The sequence below is a fragment of the Thiomonas sp. genome (genome assembly GCF_054608695.1).
Window position 1 is genome coordinate 167,788 of sequence record NZ_JBTRXV010000001.1, and the last position, 24,487, is coordinate 192,274.

Sequence of the window (24,487 nt, forward strand, 5' to 3'; positions counted from 1 at the left end):
ATTTTCGTCTACGGGGAAAACCATGCGCCCCAACCGCCGGCGGCGAAAGAATCGTCTCCTCCGCCCTTTTCACGATTGGGCGGTGCGGCCTCCCAGCCCGGCTTCTGGAAGGACCAAGCCAGGCAGGGCACTGCCTTGTGGACGCGGACTCTGGCCTGGTGCCGGCAGGAATATGCCAATCGCCAGAACCCCACCGTGTCCCAGGGAATCTGCACGATGGTTTTGAGCGTGGAGTCCCAGCTGGAGTTGAGCCATGTCTGAGCGGCCGACCGTTCCCATCGCGCCGCCGTCCGCCGGGCTGGGGCTGCTCGGAGACTACCTCATCCAGCGCGGCCTGGTCTCTCCGGCCGCGATTCGCATGGCGTTGCAGGAGCAGACGATCAGTCACGAACGGCTCGGTTCCATCCTGGTGCGTTCTGGCTTCCTGGCCCGCAAGGATCTGGTCCAGGCCATCCTGGCCATCGCCCCGGACCGGATTCACGGGGAGGAACTGTACACCCCCCGGGTACCGGTCGCCGCGCTGGAGGCCACGCGCACCATCCTGGTCGCGGAAGCGGACGGCGTTCTCTACCTGGGAACCCTGGGCTCCGAGATGTCGGCTCGGATCGCGCTGGCCCCCTATTTCCCGGACCATGATCTGCAGTTCGTGCCCCTGCGCCCCGAACAGTTGGACAATTACCTGGCCCGGCTGCGGGGTCTGCAGACCGACGACAGCAACCTGGTGGAACGGTTGATCAGGGAAGCGCTGCTGGAGAATGCGTCCGACGTGCATCTGATCCCCAAGACCGGGTCCTATTCGGTATTCTACCGCACCCTGGGCGTGCTGGAGCCCGCCCGCGAAGGCACCCTGGACGAATATCAAACCCTGGTGTCGCGCATCAAGGATTTATCCCGCATGGACATCGCGGAGCGCCGGCTCCCGCAGGACGGCGGATTCCAGCTGGAATACAGCGGCCGGTACATCGATCTGCGCGTCGCCACCATCCCGGCCGTGGACGGGGAGGTCGTGGTTATCCGGTTGCTGGATCCGGATAACGTCCGGCCGTCCCTGGACGGACTGGGGATCACCCGGGTTAAGGAATGGCGCCGGGGCGTTTCGCATCCGGACGGACTGTGCCTGATCTGCGGTCCGACGGGTTGTCATGGGAAGGGGACCCCGATCCTCATGTTCGACGGGGGCATCAAGCCCGTGGAGGACGTACGGGTGGGAGACGAACTGATGGGACCGGATAGCCGACCGCGCAAAGTAATTCGGCTCTATCGGGGCATCGGTCCGTTATACGATATCGTTCCAAATCGAGGAGGCGAATCGTTCGTAGTAAATGACGAACATGTGCTCTCGCTGGTCAGAACGAACGACGGAACCAAATTTTCCGGAACGGTGCAAAATATCGCTGTAAAAGACTATCTGCAGCAGACCAAAACATTCAAACACACCCACAAGCTCTATCGCGCAGAAGTGGATTGGGCCGAGAAAGAGTTGCCTGTAGACCCCTACCTGATAGGAGCCTTGTTGGGTGATGGCTGTCTGACCGGGAAGTCAGTCCGAATATGCAATCCCGACTTTGAGATCATCGAGCACCTGACTTGTCTGGCCGAAGCGGAGAATCTCAAGCTTACCGGCACCGACTGGAACCGAGCCCCAGTGTTTGGGTTTACGGCCGCGTTGGGCCGCAACCCCAATGGCAGCTACAAGTCCAACGGTCTAGTAGCAAAACTGCGGCTTCTGGGCTTGCTGCCCATCGATTCCGCCTCGAAATTTGTACCGCAGGGGTACAAAACCGGAAGCCGAAAACAGCGACTGTCTCTGTTGGCCGGGCTCCTGGACACCGACGGATTCTCCGATGGGGGCAGCGGTTATGGCTTTGTGTCCAAGAGTCAAAGACTGGTGGCGGACTTGGCATTTGTCGCGCGTAGCTTGGGGCTTCTCGCCACCAGGAGGCCGATCCAAAAGTCCATTCAGGGTACCACCTTTCAAGGCGATTACTGGGCGCTGAGCATCAGCGGTCCAGCCCTGGATGAAGCCCCCTTAAAACTGGGCAGAAAGCATTCGAACGCCTGGAACGGTAACAGGGACGCAAAACGGACGGGCTTTGATGTGCGTAGCCTTGGTGTAGGACCCTACTATGGTTTTCAAGTTGACGAAGACAACCTCTATGTTCTGGGAGACTTTACCGTAACTCACAATAGTGGTAAAACCACCACGCTCAACGCCACCGTCAGGGAAATGGACCGATTAGGCCGCGCCATCTTCTCGGCCGAGGATCCGGTCGAGTACCGCCAGGCCTACGTCCGGCAGGTCAACGTCAACCCGGGGATCGGCCTGGACTTCAGCAGGAGCCTGCGGGCCTTCATGCGCGCGGACCCGGACGTCATCATCCTGGGGGAAATCCGCGATCTGGACACCGCGCAGATGGCCGTACGCGCGGCGGAAACCGGGCACCTGGTGCTGGCCACCCTGCACACGGATTCCGTCCATGGCGCGTTCGCCCGGCTTCGGGATATCGGTATGCACGACTACGAGCTGAAATACCTGCTGCGTTCCGTGCTCGTGCAACGCCTGGTCCGGGTACAGTGCCCCAAATGCCACGGAGCTGGCTGCCCCAGTTGCCACGGCAAGGGCTACAGCAGCCGCATGCCGGTTTCCGAATGTGCCTATTTCGGTTCGGAAGAGGAGGTCGGCCAGATGTTCGCCGGCCATCGCAGCTGGCCCACCATGCGGGAGGACGCCGCCCAGGCGGTCCTGTCGGGCCTCACCGATGAACGGGAAGTCATCCGCGTGTTCGGTCCGGAGATCCTGCATACCCTGGCGCAGGTGAAGGGAGCCTGATGGCGAATTACGCGATCAAGGTCAGTACGCCATCCGGACCGAAGTCCCTTTCGGTGGTGGCCGAAACCGAACAGGCCGCGCGTGCCCAGGCCTTGCGGTCGGGAAGCATCATCACCGTCAAACGGGTTCGCAAGGCCTGGTGGCGGGCGCCGTTGTCCGAAGCCGACCGGCATACCCTGCTCACACGGCTGGGCGCCATGCTGGTGTCCCGGATCGGGGTAGGGGAGGCGCTACGGCTCCTTCGCGATACCTTTACCGGGCATATCTCGCGCACGGCGGGGGAACTGTACGGCTACATCGACGGTGGCGATGACCTTCCGGCCGCGATGCAGAAGGTCGGCCGACCGGACTTTCCGGACACCATCGTGGCCCTGATCAAGGCCGGCACCCGTGCCGGGGACACCGCGCGCGCCTTGTCGGACGCCACGGTATTCGAGCAGGAAATCCGGCAGGTCAAAAAAACCGCAGCGAAAGGGCTGTTCGGGGCGATTACCGGATTCCTCGCCGCCGCAGGCACCATCCTCGCCAGCTCGTTCTACATGGGCCCCCAGGTGCTGCATAGCGGACTGATCCAGTCGGCGGGCGATTCCATCCAGGTGGGCTGGATCTTCACCGTGGGCGACGTCATCGGCTACCTGATGCTCGCCATGCTGGCCATGGCCGTACCCCTGGCGTTGCTGGCGTCCGTCGGCCGACGACTGGTGCCTGATGGCGCGGATATGCTGATTCTCCGGATTCCGTTCTACAACGAACTGGTGCTATCCCGCGGCAACTACATCACCCTGTACGGGCTGGCCATGCTGGTCAAGTCGGGAGTCCGGATCGAAGATGCCCTAAGGCTGGCGCGGGATACGGCCCCGAAAGGCGCCCTGCATACCGATCTGGCGCGGGCGGAAGCGGCCGTCCGCAAAGGCCAGCCCTGGGCGCCCCCCATGCGCACGTTGCACCCGACCGACAAGGCGGCGTTGATGTCCGCCCTGGACCGGGAACAAGTCGCCCGCACCCTGCTCGCGCTGGCCAACCAGTACAAGGAAATCTATGGCCAGCGATTGGGAACCTTCGTTCCGGCACTGACGCTGCTATCGGCCCTGCTGCTGACCCTGGCCGGCGGAATCCTGTTCGGCGAAACCATGCTGCCCATGCTCCAGGCCAGCAGCGGCATCACCGGCGGGTGATCAGGCGGGGATTGCGCGTCTGGTTCCTATACTTTGGCACGACCTCCGAATTCGGCAACGAGTTCGGCCAAAAACCAACCATACGGTCGAACATCCTGCCCCGCCCCGCCCCGCCTGGCGGGGTTTTTTTGGAAGCGATCCTGGCTTGAGTCTAAGATTGCGCTTGACATCCTCCTTGGAATAGTTTTATGCTTTACCAACAGACAAGTTCCACCAAAGAAAATGGATCGAGGAGTGAAGGGCATGTGCGATTTGCATTGGAAGTGGAAAAAAACCGAACCACCCGCTACGAAGCCGCAGAAGGAGAACCTCGTGGAGGAGGCCATCGAAGAACATGCCCGGTTCGCCGAGTATGTGCTGGAGATGCCCCTGCTGCTCAAGGGAACGGCTCTGGTCCTGTTGGGGATGGCTTTGCTGCCCGGAATCCTGAACAACCTGCGCTCGGCTAGTGCGCTGGCGGTTTCTATGCTGATCTTCGGAGGCGTCTTGTTCTCCGAATTCCGGCATATTGATGAATTGCGCCTGCCTGCTCGCGCCTTGTCCACTTTCGCCGGCCCCCTGGTTGCCACCTATGGAGTCCTGGCGTATGCCTTACTTACCTACCTGCACCCCGCCTGGTAAAGCGGTCGCGATAGCCCTGACCCTGGTCATCGGCTCGGCCGCCGGGGGAACCGCTTCGGCCACGGTCCGGCTGCGGGCCACTCCCATCGCGGCGCCTCCCGCGAATACGCCCCGGGCGGAACTCGCCTACAAGACGGTGATGGCCGGGCCCACAGGCCGACCCGTGGTGGTGGGGCGAAGTCACCTGCTCACGCAGTCCGCGCCCGCCACGAACCCCTATGCCCGGCCGAAAACGCCGTCGGAAACCAACCTTCGCCCCCTGCAGCGACAAATTCTCCATAACGCCCGATCGCTGTCGCCCAGGGGGATTCCGGCCAATGCGCCGCTGACGGCGCGACAGCAGGCGCTGGAACAAGCGCTTGTCAAACGGCTGACGCCCTTGCAGCGGCTAACGCCGGAAGACATCCTGCGACAAACCTTCCCGGGATCCAAACCCAAAGGAAATTAGCGCGATTCTCCCTGGAATTGCTATACCCTTGCAGGACCATGAGGAGCACAAGGAGACCATGATGGAACTCAACGTAAGGCCCGTCGATCGTTCGGCCGTAACCCGGCTGATCGGCGCGGGCCATCCCCGGGCGCTCGCCCGGGTGTATGCCGGACGGGGCATTATGGACGAAGCCCAATTGCAGTACCGGGCGGCCCAGGCGGCTCCCGCCAACCTGAAGGGGATGACGGAAGCCGTGCGACTGCTGCTCCAGGCGATCCGGGACGATGCCCGGATCCTGGTGGTGGCCGATTACGATTGCGACGGGGCCACGGCCTGTGCCGTGATGGTACGCGGCTTGCGTTCGCTGGGCGCCCGGCAGGTGGATTTCCTGGTTCCCAACCGGTTCACGGACGGCTACGGCCTGACCCCGCCCATCACCCGAAAAGTGGTGGAGCGAGGCGCCGATATCCTGATTACGGTGGACAACGGGATTTCCAGCATCGCCGGCGTAGCCGCGGCCAAGGCCGCCGGATTGCGGGTGATCGTCACCGATCACCATTTGGCCGGACCGGAACTTCCGGAAGCCGACGCCATCCTGAACCCGAATCAGCCGGATTGTCCTTTCCCCTGGAAAAGTACAGCGGGGGTCGGGGTAGCGTTCTACCTGATCCTGGCCTTATACCGGCAACTGCAGGAGGACGGCATTCCGGATTTGCGGAATCCCGCCTGGCTGACCCCCCTGGTGGCGCTCGGCACGGTAGCCGATGTCGTTCCCCTGGAGTACAACAACCGGCTTCTGGTTTCCCAGGGCCTGTCACGGTGGCGGGAAGGTCACGCCCCAGCGGGACTCCTGGCCCTGGCCAAGGTTTCGCGCTGCGAACTGGAGACCTTGTCGGCCCAGCACATCGGGTTTCAACTGGGACCCCGGCTGAACGCGGCCGGCCGCATGGACGGCATGACCATCGGAATCCGCTGTCTGTTGTCCGATGACCCGGACGAGGCCTTGCGGCTCGCCGAGGAGCTCGATGCCTTCAACAAGCAACGACGCGTCGTGGAGAAGGAGCAATGCCTGGATGCGCTCGCCATCCTGGGTTCGGTGCCTACCGGAGCCAGCGGCTTGACGGCCCGGCTACCGGACGGCCATGTGGGGGTGATCGGAATCGTCGCCGGCCGGCTGCGCGAGCAGTTCAACCGCCCGGTGATCGTATTCGCCAAAGACGGGGATCTGCTCAAGGGGTCCGGTCGAAGCATCCCCGGATTCCACCTGCGCGACGCCTTGGCCGACATGGCCACGGAGCATCCAGAGTGGTTCCGGAGTTTCGGTGGCCATGCCATGGCCGCCGGGATGGCGATCCCGGATGAATATTACGAGGCCTTCGCGCAGCGTTTCGATCAGCTCGCGCAAGAACGGATCCCGGCCGAGGCCTTGCTGGAGCGGCTGGAAACCGACGGAATCCTCGGTCCCGGAGAGATCACGCTTTCCCTGGCGGAAGCCGTCGAACAGGCCGGAATCTGGGGCCAGCAGTTTCCGGAGCCTGTCTTCATGGGCAGCTTCGATGTCCTGGACCGGTCGGAAATGAAGGGCGGCCATCTCAAGTTCCTGCTGGGCCTGGACAATGGCGAGGAAGTCGAGGCGGTGCTCTTCGGAGGCGGTGTCGATGCTCGGCAAGGCCAACGGCTGCAGGTGGCCTATGCGCTGGGAATCAATGATTTCCGTGGCCGTCGCCTGCAACTACGATTGCTCTGGGCCGAGGTGCCAGCGGATAGTTGACATCCACTTTTGCTATACTTTAGCGCACCCGGTTTGGGTGCGCTTTTTCGTCCCGACCAGGAGTTCTCATGCCCGTATTCCGTACCTTGCGCGCCTCGGCTACCGCCGCTCCGGCCATCGCCGCCATCCGTAAACCATTGAAGGCCCGTCTGAACACGGTCTGCCGGGAACGGGGGGAAACGCTGGAGGAGGTCGCCGCCAATGAAGCGGTGATGGCCCAGGTTTTCCTGTACGTCTGGCAACAATTCTCCAGCCGGATTCGCGCCGGCCTTGACCGGGAGTTCTTCATCCAGACCTGTCTCCAGGAACGGCATAACCTCATCGGAGATGCAGCCAAGCCCGCCAGGAAACCCCCGCTGCTGGAACGGTTGCGCGCCAAAAAGGCGGAGCGGGCCCCCGCTTGAGTTTGGCGTTACCGGCCCTATATTGGGCAGGACCTGGCATCAGTGTTTCACCGGACAGCGGCTAGAACTCGACCGCCATTCCCCTTCACCGCGAGCTGGCCTCGCGGTTTTTCTTGGGCGCACCCACAAAAAGGCGGGCTCAAAGAGCCCGCAATCGGTAATCCGCCTAACAGAGGTCAGTCGGGGTCATCACTCGAACGACCTTGTTGGTCTGGTCCTCCTGGATCAGGACGCGAATGGCGCCCTTGCCGACGGCCAGAAGCATCTGTGCATCCTTCTGTGCATCGTCGAAGCTGCGGCCCGAGGAGTACAGCTTGGCTTCGAGCTGGAAATCCTCGCTGAAGTAGAACACCGAATAGCTGGCGGGCGCCGCGTCGGTCTCTCCATTGCGGTCGGCAGCGGTCAATACCCGGACGACCTCATCGGATTCCTCCGCCTGAATCAGGACCCGGATGGCCGATCCCGCCGCCAGCAGGCGTTCACCCATGCGGACGGCATCTGCATAGGACTCGCCTCGAGACTCGAGATCCGCTTCGATCTGGGCATCACTGCCAAAACTGAATACGGTGAATACGGGGAATTCCTCCGCATCGTCATCCTCGAAATCCTCGAAATCGGCCACGCAACCCGTGAACGCGGGCAGGGGATGGTCGCGACGATAGTCGGAGTACTCCGCGATGACTTCATACTCGCAGCAACGGCCCTTGGTGTTGTTGTAGTCGGCCGGAATGCTGACCACGTCCCGGGGATTGATCTTCAGGATCATGACATGGCCGTCGGCACCCCCGAAATGCTGGAGGTAATCCAGGCTGCAGAAATGCAGCCCGGCCGAACAGGTCCGGTTGCAGTCATCGTCCACGTCCGAGCGAGGCATCCGGCAGACTTGCCCGATACTGTTGTCATACGTCCCGGAATGATAATCCCGGTAGTCGGCCTTGACGATCTTGTAGGCCAGAAAATGGCCATCGGGGGTCAGCGGAAGCTGTCCGACTTCCAGGAAGGTATACAGCTCCTTCCGGGCGCGATAGGACGGATTCTGATCCAGATTGGCCAGGAACCGGGCCATGGGGACCAGATCGAAGCCTTCGGCGCGCATCTGGATCATGCGCCGGGTGAGGCTGTTGTCGATGACCTTGTCGTGCAGAGTCACCAAGCCATCGGCTCGGATCGCCACACCGGAGTCACCGATCACTGCCAGACTCTCGGCCAACTCGCGAGCGGCTCGTTCGATTACCTCGAGGAATGCCTCTTCCGATGCGTCGGGTTGTTTCATCAAGTCGATGATCTCCCCGTAGGATCGGTCGCCGCTGGCCACCGAATAGGGCTTGCCGCCGATGAACAACGTCACGCCGGCCTGGGTTTTGATGCTCGGTACCATGGAACTCTCCTCATTGTCCTGGGCCATGCGGCTGCATGGTACCCAGTATAGCGATGGTGAATGAATATCAGGTGGGGCTACAGCAAACCGTCTCCGGCGGCAGGCCGGGACCCGGGCACCGATACCGCCGGCAGGCGCCGATCGGAATCCCCCCCTTTCCGGGGGGCGGCTCCCGTCGGCGGCACGCCATAGGCGCTTTTTTCATAGCGTTCCGATGCCGCCAGGGACCGCCAGGCATCAAATTCCAGGCGCAGGCTCTCCATCTTCCAGTATAGGCTGGTTTCCTGTTCCACTGCGGCCACCAGGTTCCGTACGGTTTCCGCATAATCCGCGTGGGCGTAGGCGTATCGTTCCTGCTTCTGCGCGGAAACGATGCCGGCATCGGCTTCCGCCTGAACCATCAGGCGGGCTTTGCGGATTTTACGGGCCTCCTCGAACTTCACCCGAGTCGCTTTGGCCTGGGCAAACTGTTCCGCCAGGACCCGGAACTCCTGAAGCAAATGCTCGATCTTCTCATCACTGAGCGGGGTGCGTTGCACGGTGAAGCCTCCTTGGAATCAAGGTTATAAGTATACTATAGCACAAGTGTGCAAACAAGGCCGGGTGCCCAGAACCAACCTTCGCCTGTAACCGCGTAGCCCTTCAGGGAGTGGTAGGATGAGACGGCGGAAGTCCTGGGGCTGGAGAGTTGCTGCCGTCCGTGCTAGGATGCCCAATGCTGATCATTCATTCGCAAGCACGTTCGGCCTGCCGGGAGGCGAAGTGTCAAAAGATGGTCCAGACGATCTGTTGCTGAAAGGGGAGGACCCCTGTCTATCCGGGGCGGGGGTGACTGCCATCTGGGGCCGGGACACGGTTTCCCTGCGGGAAGTGACGAGCCCGGCGACCAAAGGTCGCCTGCAGCAGTTGGTGACAACCGCGAAGACGACCCACTATGCCTTTGCCGGGCCTTTCGCAGTCAAGACTCCCCACGCCTGGCTGGAAGCCAACTGGGTGTTGATGCAACGGACGGATGGGGCTTTCCGGGTCCGCTGGACCGACCCCATTTGGCTGGAAGCCGGCGCTACGCAGAGCACGCGGCTCTTGCGGTTGGCGCAGGCGCCCGGCTGGGCCGAGCAGATCCCGGTCCTGACCGGCATCGAGCAGCAGGTACTGCGCAGCGGGCTGGCGGACAAGGACCCGGCGCCTCTGCTGAACAGCCTCCTGGCCCAGAAGCCCGGGTTGGCCCTTCCCCTGATCCGGGAAGTCAACACCCTGCGGTACGGGTATGCCGCCCGGCCGGTGCGGACGTTGGAAGAAGCCCTGCTCCGGATGGGGATCAAGGGCGCCGTGGGAGTCCTGCAGGCCGTGCTGCTGCTGGATGCGGTGAACGATGCTTCGCGGCTGCAGGCCGCCTGGGAGCGGGCCGCCCAGATGCTGCGTTGGGTCCGGATGTGGTCCGCGGACCAGGGAGCGGATCCCGAGCGGGTGAGTCTGGCCGCCAACTTCCGGGTGATGGGCGATGCCCTGCTGGCGCATTTCGGCTCTGCGGACAAGGCGGGGCTGCTGGATCGGCTGATCCGGCACGGAGCTCCCCGCCGCGAGGCGCAAATCTTCCTGTATGGGGTTTCCGGGCAGGAAATGGGCGCATCGGTGGCTCGGCATTGGCAGATGCCGCGGGACACGATCGAGTGCCTTGCCGACCAGGATGGTGACCGGTTTTTGGATCGCGTGGATCATGCCTTGCCCGCCTTGGCGGTACTGGACCAGCAGGCACAGGCGCAGCCTGGGCGTTTCTCCACCTGGCTTCGGTACGGCCAGAAGGCGCTGCTGAGCGGGGCCGACGCCGTGCTGGAGACTTTGTCTCCGCAGCAGATGCAGATGGTGAGCGGCCCGTTGCTCCAGTTGCGGCAGACGGCGCCGGACAAGGATCCACAGGCATAAAAAGGCCCGGAGATCTCCGGGCGATTCGAAGGATCAAAGAATTCGTTAGCCGTAGGCAATCCGCAACGGCTTCTCCGCTTCCGCTTCCGCGCGAGCGTTCAGGCCCGTCGGCCGGTTAATGGCATACCGGGCGATCAGGTCGTCGAGAACCTCATCCACTTCCTCCGGGGACATGCTGTCCATCCGGGCCAAAAATTCCTTGGGGGACATGACGGCTTCTTCCTTGCGCATGACTGAGTACTCCAATTAGGGACCTGTACGGTATAGCGACGGCGGCGCCCATTCCGCTCCCGCCTTGTAGAATTGCATTTGCTATACTAAAATGCAGCAACTCACAGGCCACGCAAAAGGAAACAGCATGGACGACACCAACACCCAGACAAAGACGTTGGCAGAAGTTTTCGGCTTGGATTCGGAGGTGATGATACCCATCCGAACCTACGGCGCGGAGGAACAAGGTCTCGCGTCCTACGTTCCACGGGTGGACCCGCATTACAAGTTCCGCAAGGAACTGGTGCAGATCCTCTTGTACTGGCTGTTCGGCCGAGAGCAGCAAAACCTCTTCCTGCACGGCCCCACCGGGGCGGGAAAATCGTCCCTGGTGGAGCAGGGCGCGGCGCGGCTGGGCCTCCCGGTATTCAAGGTCTCCTGTCATGCCCGGACCGAATACCCGGAATTCACCGGCCTCTACATCAAGGGCGGCCACGAATTCTGTGAAGGGCCGCTGACCAAGGCCATGAAGGCGGGAGGCATCTTCCTGATGGACGAAGGGGACCAACTGAATCCTTCGGCGGCCATGGGCACCAATGCCGCCCTGGATGGCAAGTCCATCCTGGTGGTGGAAACAGGGGAGGTCATCGAACCACATCCGAATTTCCGGATCGCCATCACCGGAAATTCGGCCGGAAGTGGAGATCGCGCCCGGATCTACAAAGGGGTGACGGCCCAGAATCCGGCCTGGCTGGACCGGTCCATGTCGGTGATCATCGACTATATGTCCCCGGAAGAGGAAGTCGCGGTCATCAGGGCCGCGGTGCCCACGATGGATGCCTGCTATTCGGAGGCCATGATCCGGGTGGCCAACGAGGTTCGGGACCTCTTCAAAGGGGTCCAGGAAACGGGAATGAACCACACGATCTCCACCCGCACGCTGGTCCGCTGGGCCCAAATGTCGGTGGCCTTTGCCGACAGTACGGCCCAACCGGTCATGGACGCGCTGAAACCGGCCTTCCTGAATCGGCTGGACCCCGACCAGGCAAGGGCGGTCGAAGGGATTTGTTCCCGGGTGTTCGGCCGCAACGTCTAGTATCGCCCGGCCTTATAGCAGGGCGTGGATTGAAACAAACGGCCGCAACGTCTAGCCAAAGCGCTTCAGAAGGCGCCCATCCGGGCGCCTTTCTCTTTTGCTATACTAACATGCAGCAGTTTACCAAGAGGACAATGCAATGACGCAAGTGACAGTATTGGCCCCAGTATTCCATGTCTACGGCGGCGAGCATGTGCTTCGTCGCGAAGATCTGGGCAAGGGTGCCGAGCAGCTTCCGGATAGCCGGATCGCCTCGCTGGGTGTGAAGAAAGTCATTGATCCCGATCATCTGAAGCCCTTCGACAAATGGCGGAAGCAGGTTTGGGCGATCGCCGCCAAGCGAGGCATCCGGATCATGGACGGTTTTGGCCACAATCCGGCGGAGGTTTCGGAAACCGTCACCGAGATCCAGGCAGTTCTGGCCGACGCCCGGAAACAGGCCGCGTTCCTGGTGTCCGATTGGGATGCCCTGGTTGATGCCTGGGCGATGGCGAATCCCCAGTGGGAGACGCTGATCCGCAAGGGGGCGCCCGATCGGGCCTGGGTGCGAAGCCGGTTCGAATTCGGCATTCACGCCTATCCGTTGGCCCTGGACGCCTTGCAGGACATGGGCCTGGCCGGGAATCAGCTGGTCCAGGAGATGGAAGGCCTCGGCGACAAGCTGGTCCGGGAACTGACGACGGCCGCCACGGAAATGTGGCAGGAGTTCATGACCCGTCCGAAAATCGGGAAAAACCAGATCTCGCCCCTGGTGACCATGGCCCAAAAAGCCAAGTCGCTGGCGTTCCTGGACGCCCGGGCAGGGAAGGCGGCGGTCGAAATCCGGAAGGTGCTCGACGCGTTGCCGAGTTCCGGACCGTATGAGCGGGAGTTGCCGGATATTCTGCGGGTGCTGCGTCAGGTCGCCAAACTGGGATTGCCGGCAGAACCGGAAATACCCCCCCTGGTGCCGAAAGCATCAGCCCAGGAGGCACGGCCCAAGGCCGTCCCGGAGCCCCTTCCGATACAACCAGCCACCCGCGTATGGGCGTTCTGACGCAGTGATTTCCTGACCTGGGTCCTTCCCAGGTCATTTTTTGCCGGAGTAGGGACTGTAAGCCGGAACCCCGAGTACAAGGCCGGCCCTATACTGGAGCATCCACCTATCCAGGAACGATACCGTGTTGCTACCCGCCATGATCCTGATGTCGGCGCTCCGGGGACCGCCCGTCTCCCCTGTGCTGAATGCGCCTCAGCCGAACTCCGTCGTGCGCGCGGAACAAATGCTGGTGCGCGGGTTCCAGCAATGGCAGATCGCGTTCAGCGGCTACACCGCGGCCACCAACTCGGTTTTGCCCGCCACCTCCGGCTGGGCCGCGCTATTGACCCCCCGGTATGGATTTCTACCGGCCGCGCCCCAGGGGCAGTCCTGGGCGTACGGCACGGGGATCTGGAACGGCGCTGCTTCCGGATGGTTTTGCCTGAGCGGCACGTTTTCGTGCGCCGAGGCAGAGGCGGCGGAGTACGCCAACCGCTATTTCCCGAACGGAACCGTTTTCTACAACGCCGGATGCGGAGCGACCTCCGACGCGGCCCCGGCCGGTTATCCGGCTGCCATGGCCGTTACCTACTGGGCGAAATCGGCGGCGAAACCGCCCTTGGCCACGGCCTCTCCCCCGGTGACCTCTGCCCAGGGGGTTGCGTCCGCACCGGCAGGCCCGCCCCGACCGACCGGAAGGCGCTCCGGGAAAGGCTTCTGGCGCGGCCTGCGGGGAGGATCCAGGGGTGGATTCGGGGGAAACATTTTGGGAGGCGGCTGGTGACTTCGCTGGTACTGACGATCATGAGCATCGCCCTGCTGGCGGCCATGGCCCTGGCCACCGTCAGCTATCTGCCGGCGGATACCGATTCCATTTCGACGGCGCAATCCCAGGTGTCCGCAGGCTTCATCTCGCTACAGAACGGTTACAACGCCTACGTGGCCGCCACGGGCTCCGTGCCAACAACCGCCAATTGGTCCAGCGTCTTGACCCCCCAATACGTATTCCTGCCGGCCGCGCCGCTGAACACGAGTTGGGCTTACACGGCAGGCGCCCCCTACAGCGGTAGCGCGACCGGGAATTACTTCTGCCTGAGCGGCACCATGAACCAGGCCCAGTACACCGGCATGATCAATGCGGCCCGGCAGTTCTCCCCCCAGGCTTTTTTCTACGGGAGCGCCTGCGGCGCCACCAGCGACGCGGCCACCCCCACCACTTGGCCCGCCACGGTGGCCGTTACCTTCTGGGTGTACGCCAACTGACCGACGCAGGACAAGGCGCCAGGGCTTTCGCTATCCGGAGTCGGTCGCAGGGGAGACCACCGTGGGCAGCGGGGCCACCACCGGGGCGGTCACGATCACCGGGGGGCCGACCGCCTTGCCTGGCGCCGCCGCGAGCGTTGGGGATACCGCAGCCGCTACCGGAGACTGCAGCTTGCGGACCGTCCGCCGCGTGGTTTTCGCGATGGCTTCCGTGGCGGAAACCGTCTGGCCCATGGCCCGCTGGGTTTCCAGCACGCTGGGGAACACGACGAGCGGCATTCGCAGTGCGCCGGTCGATTCGGTGGCCGCGACCGAGCGGCTTCCGGAAATCGGGGTGGCCGGGGGATGGGAGCAACCCGCCAGGATGAGAAGCCCGGCGGCACCCAGCCATCGGTTCAGCTTGGTCATGTCAGGAAACCCCCAGCCAGGCCAGCAGGACGGAATCCACCGGATCGCCCAGGCGCAATCGGACGGTCCGACGGGGCAGGGGGGCGACCACCGCCGGCACGTCCTGTGCCCCGGTTTGGCGTAGCCAGCCCAAGGCGGGAGCCATACGCTGTTCCAGCTGGAGCATCGAAGGCGGAGCATCTACGGTCTCCGCAGCGGGCGCACCTGACATCAGCCCGGCCAGAGACCGGGCGTTTCGCGGCGTGTGCCAGTACGGCCGCAGCCGCTGCGCATCCGCAACCGTGACCAGCACGGGGATCCAGCGAAACTGCAGCGCGGCCACTTCCGGGTTGGTGTTACGGAGAACTTGCAACTGCCGCCACAGCGCGTGGCAATGGGAACAATCCGGTCGGAACAGGATGTAGACTCGTCTGCCGTTCTCCGGACCCACGGTATACCCCGGGAATGCCGCCAGGATTTGGCGCTGGGACGTGTTCAGCTGGGGCGTCAGGAACTGGAACAAGCTGCCCGGTTCCATGGCTACGGACGCAGGTGGATCCGCCGCCCAGGCTGCGGGCGCCGCCGCCAAGGCCAGTCCGAAGACCGCTCCGGAAAACCAGGAATGGCGCAAACTCGCGGGGCGCTCGTGATGTGGGGACATTCGCCTTCCTTGCAATGCGTTGACTTATGATATAGTGAAAGTATAGCAAGGCGGGGCGCGAAACGAAAGATCGCCGCCCGGCAGGGGCGGCGATGAAAGTTACGGGAAACTAGACTTCCGCGGCCAAGGCGGGAGCCGGGTACAACGAGGCTACCAACGCGATTTGCCGGAGGATCTCCGGATCCTTCAGGTGGTAGGTCTCCAGGAATTTTCCCAAGGGGATGACCGATCGGAGTTTTTCGCGGAACCTCCGCCGATCGCCCGAATCGGCGATCTCCTCCCCCGAAGGGAGCCGGTAGGTCCCCGTCAAATAATAGGCTAGTGTCTGCAGATCCTCGGCACGGGACACAATCATTCGGACTTGGGCCTCGTCATAGACGGCACTGGCTTCGGCCAGTAGCACCCCCAGTTGTGTGCCCTGGACGGCCTGCCGGAACGTCGTTTGGCCTCGATAGGCCATCAGCAGGTGATAGCTCTCGTCCCGTTCGCTCCCTACCGGCAGCGGTATCGGTTCGGCGGGAAGTCGGCTCGAGAACCAGGCTTCCAGCGGCAGCCAACCGGCCGGAGCCTTAGTGTCCCCCTGCAGCAGATGGATCCGGATGTCCGGATTCCCGGAAAGGCGACCTACGGCAGCCTGCATCAGGTTCAGATCGGCACCGTTGGCGTAAATCCGAAAACCAGGACCTGATTCGAAATGTTGCCGCTTCTCCGTATTCCTGAGCTTGGTCACCGACTCCCCTTTCCGCAGCCGGAGATAGAGGCTTTGCCCGTCCAGATCGACTTCCCCGTTGCCGCACCCCATCCGCCCCCAATACGTCAGGATCCGTTTGCCCTTGGCCGGTGACGACGTGCCGGAAGCCGCCCGGGGGGCGCGCGCCGCTCGAGGCTTCGGTTGAAAACAAGCCAGGCTGGAATACGCTGCCACCGGTTGACCCGTCAGGATGGCGGCCTGCTCGGCAGTTTCTCGGTCCGGGAACAGGGCCAGCACCGAAAAACCCCCATTTTTGGCATAGTCTCGTAACTGCCGCTGAGTGGGCATCTTGTCTTCCGGCGACAGATAGACCAGATGCGGGGAGCTAAACCAGCCGACCGACTCGGAACTCTCACGATCCACCAGATGTGCCCCCCAGCGGCGACCGAATGCGATCATCCGATACACCGCCCGGGCACCGTGTGCGTACAGTGCTGGCGCAAACGGTGGACAGGTGTCGGTAAGCCATCCGTATCGGGCGCCGGCCGTCCGCAACCAGGCCAAGGCCCCCTGGCCCAACATGGACCGAAGCGACTGGGGTTGCTCGCCAAAGGCTAACCACTTCGTCAGGAGCAGTGGACGGGTGGACTCGTCCTCCGTCCAGGCTTCGGCCTGAAACAGATCGTCATAAAACCGGGCGATACGCTGTTCCGCCAACCGCAGGTACCGCTGCAGATTACGGGACGTCCGGGCATCCAGGGACAAGCTTTCCCGTGAAGCCGAAACCGAAAAACGACCGATCGGCGCCTCCACCAGGAGACCCCCGTTAGCGCCAAGGATTCGGGCCAGCAAAGGTCGATCCAGGAACGCATGGTCGTCCTTCTCGTATGGGTAGGCCACGCCGCCCATCAGCACCGTGAGATAGTGTGAGCCGCCTGTCCGGGCAGATAGGGACAGACCCGATCCGAGCCGGAGCAGCGGTCCCGGTGATGCCATGCGGGTAGCGGTTCCCTGTAGTTCCGGGATGGGCGAAAACCAGCGCAGCTGCTCTAACGCTTTACGCTCGAATTCCGCGAAATCCTTCTCCGGAACCGGAAAACCCACGCGCAGGCCCGAAGGCCAGTCGTCGGTAGCCGGGGTTTCCCCCATCAACTGGATCCGGGGCACGCCGTTGGTCCCGATGTACTCCGCATACGTGCGCTGCACGCCCCCGTGCACGGATACCACCGAGAATTGGTCGGTATACGCGAAGGGCGACTTGGACCCCAGGCCGAACGCGCCCACCAAACTGTTGGAGTCCGTTTTCGTCGAAGCAAAATAAGTCGTGTACAACTCGAGTAATTGCTCGTGGCTGAGGCCCGTCCCGTAGTCCTGGATATAGAATTCCGGGCTGACGACGTTCGGAAGCTTGACGAGGATGGGGCGTTCCGGACAACCGGCGGCTGCATGACTATCCTTGGCGTTACAGCCGATCTCCCGGATAACGGCTCCGATCTTGTCGGAATACAAGGTGTCCGACAGAATGCGGAATGCCTGGGCGCTCGCCCGAAGGCTGCATTCCCGCGCCGGGCTGTCGCTGCGCGCTTCCGCCAGTAAAGCGGTTTGGTATATCTTCATCGTCACTCCTTTTGGCCTGATCAGAAAAGGTCCTATGGCAATATAGGCTCAGCCGGTAACCGTCGATCCCGGAGACGCGGCCACTGCCCCGCGCCGCAATTCCGTGGCGGAAATCGTAGCGGCTCCCAGCGCCTCTTTCAGGAAGGCCAGGGCCAACTCAGGATCGGCGCTGTCCCCGCAGGTGAAGACATCCACTGCGGCATAGCCGTATTCCGGCCAGGTGTGGATGGTTAGGTGGGATTCGGCCACAATGACCGCCCCGCTGACGCCGTAGGGCGAGAAGTGGTGGAACGCCTGGGTGACGATCGTGCACCGCGCCCGACTGGCCGCTTCCAGCATGGCGACGCGAACGGCATCGGCATCCGACAGGAGCCGTTCGTCGCATCCGTACAGCTCGGCGATCAGTTGTTTTCCCAGAAAGCGCATGAGACGGCTCCCGCAGTGGCCCAAAGAGTAAAGAAAAAGCCTGAACACACGGGACTGCGCGAGTTCAGGCTTCGGGACGGCAAGCGCGTCCGGCCTGAAGCTACGTCAACATCCGCGGATGCTTGAAACGCGCCTTCAGGAAGTCCATCTGATCGGCCAGGATTCGTCCGGACGCGCGCAAGTACAGGTACTCCGCATGATTGGGCGCGAAGGGCACCGCCAGCAGCGGCATGTTCGCCTCTTCCGGAGTCCGGTTATCCTTCCTGGCGTTGCAGGCGGTACAGGCGGAGACCACGTTCATCCAGGCGTTGCGGCCGCCGCGGGAGACCGGTTGGATGTGGTCCCGCGTCAACCGGCTCTTGGGGAACTCCTGGCCGCAATACAGGCACAGGTGCTCGTCCCGGGCGAACAGGGTCTCGTTCGTCAGGTGCGGCGGATGGTCGTGAAAGAACCGCTGGCCCTTGACCGCGATCACCGGATGGATCTCCAGCAGGCTTTGCTGCCCCCGCCGGCGATTGATGCCCCCATGCAGCAGGGTCATCGGGTCCCCCCAGGACCAGGCGACCCGGTCGGTCGCGTAATAGGCGGCCGCGTCCTCCAGGCCGATCCAGGCCCGGGGCTCCCCGCGAATATCCAGTTGCAACACTTGTGCCGTCATGGCCGCCTCCCGGCTGTTGATAGGCAAGTATAGCGTCTTATGGTATAATAAACAAGATCAGTAGGAACTATATTCGGAACAGTAGACAGTTGAGAAGGAGCGTTTCCATGAGCGACCCGGATGTAAGAACGGTCCAAGTCAACATTTTCAGCCACTCCACCAAGATCTGGGCCAGCCTGCGCTTGTCCTCCCAGGAATACCTGGCGTTCTGGGGGGCAAAGAGCGGTATCGGGATGACCGTCCGCGGCGGCCAGATCCAGCGGGTCCAGGGTTCGGTTACCGCCAAGGAGAACGAGAAGCGGCGGAAAGGATACAACTCAGTCGGAGTCGGGCCGGTGCACCAGCTTGGACAGGGGATGGTGGACAAGTTGCAAGCGCTCCTGGCCGGGGATCTCCAGCTGGCCCTGGAGGTGCTTGGGGCCTCGAATCCAGTCAAGCCTCCGATCACCGCCAACCCCCTGCCTAAAGGCCAGCTCAAGCCAGACCCCACGGTGGCCCGCCCCTGGAGCTTCTAGGCCCGCCACCCCCATTTGTTTTACGAGGAACCGAAACATCGGTTCCTTTTTCTTTGCCCGTGAACCGATTTCCCTGGCGGAATTCGGTGGCTGGTGCATATTCTAAGGATATACTAAAATGATCCGATCGTTCATTTTGGGAGCGTCTCATGCCCAGCCTTGCCACCGCCCAGGTAATCCCTTTTCGTACCGACGGGGTATCCCTGGCTTATGCCGCCCTGGAGCGCGTGGGCTTCCAGCGCCGATCCGGGCAGGAGGACTTGTCCCGCCGGATTCGGGATGCCTTGCGCAGCGGCCGGGTGCTGTGCGCGGAGGCCGCCACCGGCACCGGCAAGACGTTCGCCTATCTGATCGGGGCCCTGGAGGCCCAGGCGGAAAACGGGCTGCCCATCGTCATCTCCACCGCCACGGTGGCGCTTCAGGAGCAGATCTACCGGAAGGATGTGCCCGCGCTGGTGGATGCTGGTCTGGTATCCGCCGGGAGTTTTGTCTTGTCCAAGGGGCGGGGCCGGTATTTCTGCCCGCAAATGACCCGCCACGGCCTGACCGGAAGCGCCGCCCCGGTCCAGCTGGGCCTGATGGACGGGTTCGAGGATGCCGAGGCCGACGCCATGCGGGAGGCCGAGACCATGCTGGAAGCCTGGGACCAAGGCCAGTGGGATGGGGACCGGGATAGCTGGAAAGGCCGGTTCCCCCGCAAGACCTGGCCTCTGGTGCAGGCCAGCCGGGAAACCTGCAGCGGCAAACGCTGCCCCGAGTTCGGCGACTGCCCCTTTTACCGGGACCGGATGCGCCTGGAAAAAGCCCGGATTGTGGTGGCCAACCATTCGCTGGTGCTCGCCGACCTGAAAATGCGCGCCGAAGGGGTGGAACCCCTGTTTCCGTTCGTCGAATATCTGCTGGTCTTTGACGAAGCCCACCACCTGCCGGATATCGCCCGGGACAGTGGCGCCGGGATCGCGGCGGTTTCCGCAGCGGAAAGCACGCTGGGCCAAGTCAATACCTGGCTGCATCAGGCTCAGGAGGCCGGGCACCGGATTACCGAGGCGGTAACCCCCCGCAGGGATACGGCCAAATATTGCCTGCGCCTGGAATCCCTGGCCGAACAATCCAGCATCACCCCGGAGAACTGGTTACGGTTCCGGCAGGGAACGGTTCCCGCCCCCTGGAAGCCCTTGGCCACCGATGCGGCCGTGGCGTGCGGCGCGTTCCTCACCGCGCTGGGCGAGATCCAGGGAAAGATGAAGAACCGGAAGGACCCAGCGACCCTGACGCTGCTCAATCGCGGCCGCGTCCTGACCGGCGAGGTGCAGCGGCTGCATCAAGGCCTCGTCCGCTTTGCCGGCCTCGATCCCGCGCTGCCGGCCTGCGCGCGATGGGTGGAACGGCATCCGGAAGACGGCTATCGGTTCTGCGCCACCCCCCTGGAAGGGGCCGGAGTTCTGCAGGCCCTGGCCTGGGCCGGGGGTGTGCGCGTCGTGCTCATGAGCGCCACCTTGCGGGCGCTGGGTGGTTTCGAGGCCTTTGCCGAGAGCGCGGGGCTCCCCGGCGATACCCGCTTCGAGGTGGTTCCACCCGTGTTGCCTTATCATCGTAGCCAATTCCATTTGCCACCGCTGCCGGCCAGCCCGGGAGATTCCGGGTACCCGGACATGCTGGTCAGCGAACTCAGCCGGAGACTGGACCCCGCCGAAGGTTCCCTGGTTCTGTTCACCAACGACCGGCTCATGCGCTGGGTGGCCGAACAGTTGCCGGAACCGTTGCGCAAGCGATGCCTGGTGCAGGGACGAGGCGCGGCCCCGGCGCTCCTGCAGCGGCATAAGGAGCGAATCGAAGCCGGGCAGGGGAGTGTGCTGTTCGGGCTGCAGACCTTCTCGGAAGGACTGGACCTGCCCGGAAACCTTTGCACCCACGTCATCCTGACCCGGTTGCCTTTTGCGTTCCCGGCCACCCCCCTGGAGGAGGCCCGCCAGGAAGCCATCGGCGCCAGCTACTTCCGGAAGGTGGCGCTACCGGGCGCCGCCCGCCGCCTGGTGCAGGCGGCGGGGAGACTGGTACGGCGGGATACCGACCGGGGGAGAATCACCTGCCTCGACCTACGGCTTCGGGATACCGACTATGGACGCGCCATGCTGAAAGACCTGCCGCCGTTCGAGATGATCAGGGAGGATCCAGAAAAACTCAAGCCGATGCCTATATTAGGTTCAGGTCTGCTATAGGAGAACCAAATTGAAGAAAATGGCACTCGCAGGATTGATCGGCGGCTGCTGGCTAGTCGCCGTGATGGCCGGAAACGGCATCCTTTTTTCGCTGGTGATCGGAGCCATATCCGGAATTTGGCTCTGGGCGATGATCGTCCTCCCCTTGAGCCAGCTGTTCGCCGGCCAAAAGGGAAGGTTGGCTCGGAAGAAATAGCATCATGATTCGCGGGGCGCTGGCCGCCCTGCTTTTTATCGCGCCGGTTCCGGTCGGGTGCTATACACCCAAATCATCGAGATCTGACGGGATGCCGAATGCCGAACGCCGTACCCCTGGAAATGCATTACCAGCCGATTCGTCACCTGCCCAGCGGCCGCGTACTCTATTCGGAAGCCTTGCTTCGGTCGCCAAGCCAGGATACGGAAGCCATGTTTCGGCAAGCAGCCGACCGCGGAAACAGCAATCGCCTGGAGCGTTCCGCGCTGCAACTGATCCTGGCGGACGTTCGGGCGGGCCATCTGGGGACTACTCCGATCGGCGTGAACCTCTCGCAAAAGGCCTTGGTCGAGGATGCCGGCAGCTGGCGGGCACTTCGGCAACTCGCACGGATCCAGCCTTTTTTCCTGGAGATCACCGAACAGCACACGGCGACGGACCGGGCCTTGATGCGCAAGCGGCTGGACACCTTGATCCAGCTCGGCATACGACTGGTGCTGGACGACTTCGGGACCGGGCACGCCAACGTCCTGTATCTGCTGGATACCCCCTTCGAATTCGTCAAGCTGGACAAGCGCTGGATTCCCTGGTTCCGCCCGCAGCGGTCCCGGGCCGCGGAACAACGGCAACGCTTCTGCCTGGGACTGCTGGCCGGACTCCGGGACCTCGGCCACCAGATCATTCTGGAAGGCCTGGAAGACGAGCGGGAAAGCGGCGCCCGGGCCCGGGAACTTGGCATCCAGTACGGGCAGGGGTATGCCCTGGGCATTCCGCGCAGGCACAGGCCGGATTCCCTGGGCGGCCAGGGCTTCCACCGATCATCTGCTTTAGGTATACTATAATTCTTCAGGGGGATTCATGGCAAGAAAACGCACACCGGACCGGCCATCGCCAGCGTCCACCGCGCCCACGATGTTCACCCGTGCGCGCATTGGCTGGCTATCCGGAGCGGCATTGGTCACCGGCGCCGTCTGCATCGGGATGATCTATTACCTGGCCCCGACCAGGGAAGCGGAGCGGCTTGGAATGGCCGTGAGCCACCAGAACATTCCGTACCTGGCCACCCAGATGGATTACCCTGCCTTGCGGGTCAACCTGCGCGCCAACCTCTATCGGATCATCGCCCAGAACAACGCGGCCCATCACCTGAACCTGCCTCCCGCGGCCATGGTGTCCGCGGCGGAAAACGGGTCGCGCCAGATGGCCACGCCGGCGGGGGTGAGCGCCCTGTTGCGGCAGACGCTTCCTCAGCTGGGACAACACATCCCGATCGCGGGCTACACCTATCGATTCCTGGCTCCCGACCGGTTCCTGGTGGCGCTGAAAGGGCCGTCCGGAGGTCAGGTCCGCGTCGTGCTCTACCGCCAGGGCTGGCTGACCTGGAAGGTCGGCGATGTGGAGATGTTGCCGCCGGGCATGCCGGTTTCGGCCTATCCGGCCCCGGCCACCGAACGGGCGATCGCGAAAGCGACGGCGCTCCTGGCGGATTCAAAGGCGCAGCCACCCTTGGCGCCACGAAAGCCGCTGGCCCCGCAGACGCCACAAAGGCCGCAGGCCCCCGCGAAATCCTGAGAAGAAGAGCGTCGCTATACTCCACTCGATGACCGGGCATCCGGTCCCTTATTGCCTGATGGGAGTGCCCCGTGTTCGCTCTGATTATCGCCTTAATCGCGACGATACTGGTCGTTGGTCTGGTGATCGCCGGTATTTACTACGGGGGTCCGATCTTCTCCGACAACGAGGCCACCGCCCAGGCCGCGGCCTACCAGGCCCAGGGCAACCAGCTCGCGGGCGCTATTCTGCTTTACGAGAACGCCAACGCGGGGGCGCTGCCTCCAAGCTTGTCCACCTTGACCCAGGAAGGGTACCTTACCGTCGTTCCGCCCGGAGGCTGGGCGGTGAACGGCGATTATGTCACCCAGGACGGCGTCAGTCAGGCGAGCTGCCAGGCCGCCGATACGGCGGTCGGCATCAGCGCCGTTCCCGCCTGCTCGGCGGCCACGCCCACCACCCCTTGCTGCACCCAATGACAGGAGTTCCCCCTATGCCCATGGTTCGTAACCGCCGGCTAGTTCGTCCGGCCCTGGTTCTGGCCGGGCTCGCCGCCCTGGCGGGCTGTACTTCGCACTCCGCGCCGCCGAAAGCGCCTCCGGCCCCGACGGCCCCGGCGATCCGTGCCGCCAAACCCCCGGTGAACCCCGTCCAGACCTTTCTCCAGCGGTTCGGGAAGGGCTCGTTGGCGGCCGTCAAGCAGATGGCGGGCCCGGACGGCCTGACTGCGGTACTGGTGGCGCCCCCTGGGACCAAGGTAGTGACGCCCACCACGCCCAGCGCCCTGTTGTGGGTCCTCCCGGGCGGCAAGTACGCCATGACGGGTACCCTGCTGGCCCAGGATGGTACCAATCTGACCCTGCAGTACAGTGAACGGCTGGGAGTAAATCCCCCCATGATCATCTCGACGCCCACCGCGCCTCCGGTCAGCGCCGCCGCGCCTGCGACCAGTGCTAATGTATTGTCCATTACGGTTCCGAAAGAATCACTGCCAGGAAAAGGAAATGACCACAGAACACGAAATCCTTAATAGACGGTCGGAAACAGGAATGAGCGAACTGATACTGGTTGAGTTATCCGGTTTCTGTTGATATACTAACGCTTTAGGACTTGCCGAGGCCATTGTGGAACCAAGCGTCCCATCCATCCAGGGAGTCAACCACACCCCCTAAGCCATTAAGGCTATAGGCAGAGCTTGTGAAAGCAGGTTCCTGGTTGACCAGGCTCAGTCCCTATAAGGAGTACGGGACTACGTTATTGGGGTCATGACACCCTGGAATGCGAGCGGCATCTCTACCGCGCACGCCCTTTCGGGCTGAAAGCCAGTTCCAGGCCCTGTCGGCAAGGATTAAACAGGGATTCGGGAGTATGACCGGTGTCCTTGCCATGACAAGCCCCGATAACCTTGCCGAGGCGCACTTAACCCGCGAGAGCGGAGACTGAAAAG

The 24,487-nt window shown here is 63.0% G+C and carries 26 protein-coding genes; 18 read left to right on the forward strand and 8 right to left on the reverse strand.

The window, feature by feature from the left end; translation table 11 throughout:
- The first annotated feature begins 253 nt into the window (after nucleotides 1–253).
- The 6 genes from ACYCUK_RS01235 to ACYCUK_RS01260 all read left to right on the forward strand — a co-directional run bounded on the left by ACYCUK_RS01235 (nucleotide 254) and on the right by ACYCUK_RS01260 (nucleotide 7,231).
- Nucleotides 254–2,830 carry an ATPase, T2SS/T4P/T4SS family gene (locus tag ACYCUK_RS01235; protein ID WP_461593019.1) on the forward strand — a complete coding sequence of 859 codons (2,577 nt, stop codon included), beginning with the start codon at nucleotides 254–256 and terminating at the stop codon, nucleotides 2,828–2,830.
- Nucleotides 2,830–4,005 carry a type II secretion system F family protein gene (locus tag ACYCUK_RS01240; RefSeq protein WP_461593020.1) on the forward strand — a complete coding sequence of 392 codons (1,176 nt, stop codon included), beginning with the start codon at nucleotides 2,830–2,832 and terminating at the stop codon, nucleotides 4,003–4,005. Before ACYCUK_RS01235 ends, ACYCUK_RS01240 begins: the two co-directional genes overlap by 1 nt.
- Nucleotides 4,006–4,317: 312 nt before the next feature.
- Nucleotides 4,318–4,626 carry a hypothetical protein gene (locus ACYCUK_RS01245; protein WP_461593021.1) on the forward strand — a complete coding sequence of 103 codons (309 nt, stop codon included), beginning with the start codon at nucleotides 4,318–4,320 and terminating at the stop codon, nucleotides 4,624–4,626.
- Entirely contained in the window at nucleotides 4,592–5,074 is a 483-nt protein-coding gene (locus ACYCUK_RS01250; protein WP_461593022.1) for a hypothetical protein, read from the forward strand. Before ACYCUK_RS01245 ends, ACYCUK_RS01250 begins: the two co-directional genes overlap by 35 nt.
- 61 nt (nucleotides 5,075–5,135) lie before the next feature.
- Nucleotides 5,136–6,827, forward strand: coding sequence for a single-stranded-DNA-specific exonuclease RecJ (recJ, locus tag ACYCUK_RS01255; protein WP_461593023.1), 1,692 nt, complete (start codon nucleotides 5,136–5,138; stop codon nucleotides 6,825–6,827).
- A gap of 68 nt (nucleotides 6,828–6,895) precedes the next feature.
- On the forward strand, nucleotides 6,896–7,231 hold the full coding sequence (locus ACYCUK_RS01260) for a hypothetical protein (protein ID WP_461593024.1): 336 nt from the start codon (nucleotides 6,896–6,898) through the stop codon (nucleotides 7,229–7,231).
- 166 nt (nucleotides 7,232–7,397) lie between these two features.
- Here ACYCUK_RS01260 and ACYCUK_RS01265 read toward each other — a convergent pair whose 3' ends face one another.
- Together ACYCUK_RS01265 and ACYCUK_RS01270 are read right to left on the reverse strand one after the other, a co-directional pair.
- A complete protein-coding gene (locus ACYCUK_RS01265) occupies nucleotides 7,398–8,609 on the reverse strand; it encodes a hypothetical protein (RefSeq protein ID WP_461593025.1) in 1,212 nt (403 codons plus the stop codon).
- A gap of 77 nt (nucleotides 8,610–8,686) precedes the next feature.
- Nucleotides 8,687–9,148, reverse strand: coding sequence for a hypothetical protein (locus tag ACYCUK_RS01270; RefSeq protein WP_461593026.1), 462 nt, complete (start codon nucleotides 9,146–9,148; stop codon nucleotides 8,687–8,689).
- A 370-nt stretch (nucleotides 9,149–9,518) separates the two neighbouring features.
- Here ACYCUK_RS01270 and ACYCUK_RS01275 point away from each other — a divergent pair, with 370 nt between their 5' ends.
- Nucleotides 9,519–10,532: an HDOD domain-containing protein gene (locus ACYCUK_RS01275; protein WP_461593027.1), complete on the forward strand. Its 1,014-nt coding sequence runs from the start codon at nucleotides 9,519–9,521 to the stop codon at nucleotides 10,530–10,532.
- Between the two features lie 45 nt (nucleotides 10,533–10,577).
- On the opposite strand, the gene ACYCUK_RS01280 is transcribed toward ACYCUK_RS01275, so the two are convergent.
- Nucleotides 10,578–10,763 carry a hypothetical protein gene (locus ACYCUK_RS01280; protein WP_461593028.1) on the reverse strand — a complete coding sequence of 62 codons (186 nt, stop codon included), beginning with the start codon at nucleotides 10,761–10,763 and terminating at the stop codon, nucleotides 10,578–10,580.
- A gap of 127 nt (nucleotides 10,764–10,890) precedes the next feature.
- On the opposite strand from ACYCUK_RS01280, the gene ACYCUK_RS01285 reads away from it, so the two are divergent.
- The 4 genes from ACYCUK_RS01285 to ACYCUK_RS01300 all read left to right on the forward strand — a co-directional run bounded on the left by ACYCUK_RS01285 (nucleotide 10,891) and on the right by ACYCUK_RS01300 (nucleotide 14,119).
- Nucleotides 10,891–11,838 (forward strand): AAA family ATPase, encoded by a 948-nt coding sequence (locus ACYCUK_RS01285; RefSeq protein WP_461593029.1) that lies wholly within the window; start codon nucleotides 10,891–10,893, stop codon nucleotides 11,836–11,838.
- Between the two features lie 139 nt (nucleotides 11,839–11,977).
- Nucleotides 11,978–12,874 (forward strand): DUF3150 domain-containing protein, encoded by an 897-nt coding sequence (locus ACYCUK_RS01290; RefSeq protein ID WP_461593030.1) that lies wholly within the window; start codon nucleotides 11,978–11,980, stop codon nucleotides 12,872–12,874.
- A gap of 139 nt (nucleotides 12,875–13,013) precedes the next feature.
- Nucleotides 13,014–13,640: a hypothetical protein gene (locus ACYCUK_RS01295; RefSeq protein ID WP_461593031.1), complete on the forward strand. Its 627-nt coding sequence runs from the start codon at nucleotides 13,014–13,016 to the stop codon at nucleotides 13,638–13,640.
- Nucleotides 13,637–14,119, forward strand: coding sequence for a hypothetical protein (locus tag ACYCUK_RS01300; protein WP_461593032.1), 483 nt, complete (start codon nucleotides 13,637–13,639; stop codon nucleotides 14,117–14,119). Before ACYCUK_RS01295 ends, ACYCUK_RS01300 begins: the two co-directional genes overlap by 4 nt.
- 30 nt (nucleotides 14,120–14,149) lie before the next feature.
- Here the strand turns inward: ACYCUK_RS01300 and ACYCUK_RS01305 are convergent, their stop codons facing one another.
- The 5 genes from ACYCUK_RS01305 to ACYCUK_RS01325 form a co-directional block, all read right to left on the reverse strand.
- Nucleotides 14,150–14,527 carry a hypothetical protein gene (locus ACYCUK_RS01305; RefSeq protein ID WP_461593033.1) on the reverse strand — a complete coding sequence of 126 codons (378 nt, stop codon included), beginning with the start codon at nucleotides 14,525–14,527 and terminating at the stop codon, nucleotides 14,150–14,152.
- 1 nt (nucleotide 14,528) lies between these two features.
- Nucleotides 14,529–15,167: a thioredoxin domain-containing protein gene (locus ACYCUK_RS01310; protein ID WP_461593034.1), complete on the reverse strand. Its 639-nt coding sequence runs from the start codon at nucleotides 15,165–15,167 to the stop codon at nucleotides 14,529–14,531.
- A 109-nt stretch (nucleotides 15,168–15,276) separates the two neighbouring features.
- Nucleotides 15,277–17,475, reverse strand: a complete 2,199-nt coding sequence (locus tag ACYCUK_RS01315; RefSeq protein WP_461593035.1) for a hypothetical protein — start codon at nucleotides 17,473–17,475, stop codon at nucleotides 15,277–15,279.
- Nucleotides 17,476–17,523: 48 nt separating this feature from the next.
- On the reverse strand, nucleotides 17,524–17,901 hold the full coding sequence (gene speD / locus ACYCUK_RS01320) for an adenosylmethionine decarboxylase (protein ID WP_461593036.1): 378 nt from the start codon (nucleotides 17,899–17,901) through the stop codon (nucleotides 17,524–17,526).
- A 100-nt stretch (nucleotides 17,902–18,001) separates the two neighbouring features.
- Nucleotides 18,002–18,559: an HNH endonuclease gene (locus tag ACYCUK_RS01325; protein ID WP_461593037.1), complete on the reverse strand. Its 558-nt coding sequence runs from the start codon at nucleotides 18,557–18,559 to the stop codon at nucleotides 18,002–18,004.
- A gap of 107 nt (nucleotides 18,560–18,666) precedes the next feature.
- Between ACYCUK_RS01325 and ACYCUK_RS01330 the strand changes: the two genes are divergently transcribed.
- From ACYCUK_RS01330 to ACYCUK_RS01360, 7 genes are all read left to right on the forward strand, one after another.
- Nucleotides 18,667–19,074, forward strand: a complete 408-nt coding sequence (locus ACYCUK_RS01330; RefSeq protein ID WP_461593038.1) for a hypothetical protein — start codon at nucleotides 18,667–18,669, stop codon at nucleotides 19,072–19,074.
- A gap of 284 nt (nucleotides 19,075–19,358) precedes the next feature.
- A complete protein-coding gene (locus ACYCUK_RS01335; protein ID WP_461593039.1) occupies nucleotides 19,359–21,293 on the forward strand; it encodes a helicase C-terminal domain-containing protein in 1,935 nt (644 codons plus the stop codon).
- A 10-nt stretch (nucleotides 21,294–21,303) separates the two neighbouring features.
- Nucleotides 21,304–21,489 (forward strand): hypothetical protein, encoded by a 186-nt coding sequence (locus ACYCUK_RS01340; RefSeq protein ID WP_461593040.1) that lies wholly within the window; start codon nucleotides 21,304–21,306, stop codon nucleotides 21,487–21,489.
- Between the two features lie 122 nt (nucleotides 21,490–21,611).
- Nucleotides 21,612–22,331, forward strand: coding sequence for an EAL domain-containing protein (locus ACYCUK_RS01345; RefSeq protein ID WP_461593041.1), 720 nt, complete (start codon nucleotides 21,612–21,614; stop codon nucleotides 22,329–22,331).
- A 70-nt stretch (nucleotides 22,332–22,401) separates the two neighbouring features.
- Nucleotides 22,402–23,061 (forward strand): DUF2939 domain-containing protein, encoded by a 660-nt coding sequence (locus tag ACYCUK_RS01350; protein ID WP_461593042.1) that lies wholly within the window; start codon nucleotides 22,402–22,404, stop codon nucleotides 23,059–23,061.
- Nucleotides 23,062–23,132: 71 nt separating this feature from the next.
- Nucleotides 23,133–23,519, forward strand: a complete 387-nt coding sequence (locus ACYCUK_RS01355) for a hypothetical protein (protein ID WP_461593043.1) — start codon at nucleotides 23,133–23,135, stop codon at nucleotides 23,517–23,519.
- Nucleotides 23,520–23,680: 161 nt separating this feature from the next.
- Nucleotides 23,681–24,070 carry a hypothetical protein gene (locus ACYCUK_RS01360; protein ID WP_461593044.1) on the forward strand — a complete coding sequence of 130 codons (390 nt, stop codon included), beginning with the start codon at nucleotides 23,681–23,683 and terminating at the stop codon, nucleotides 24,068–24,070.
- Nucleotides 24,071–24,487 lie beyond the last annotated feature (417 nt).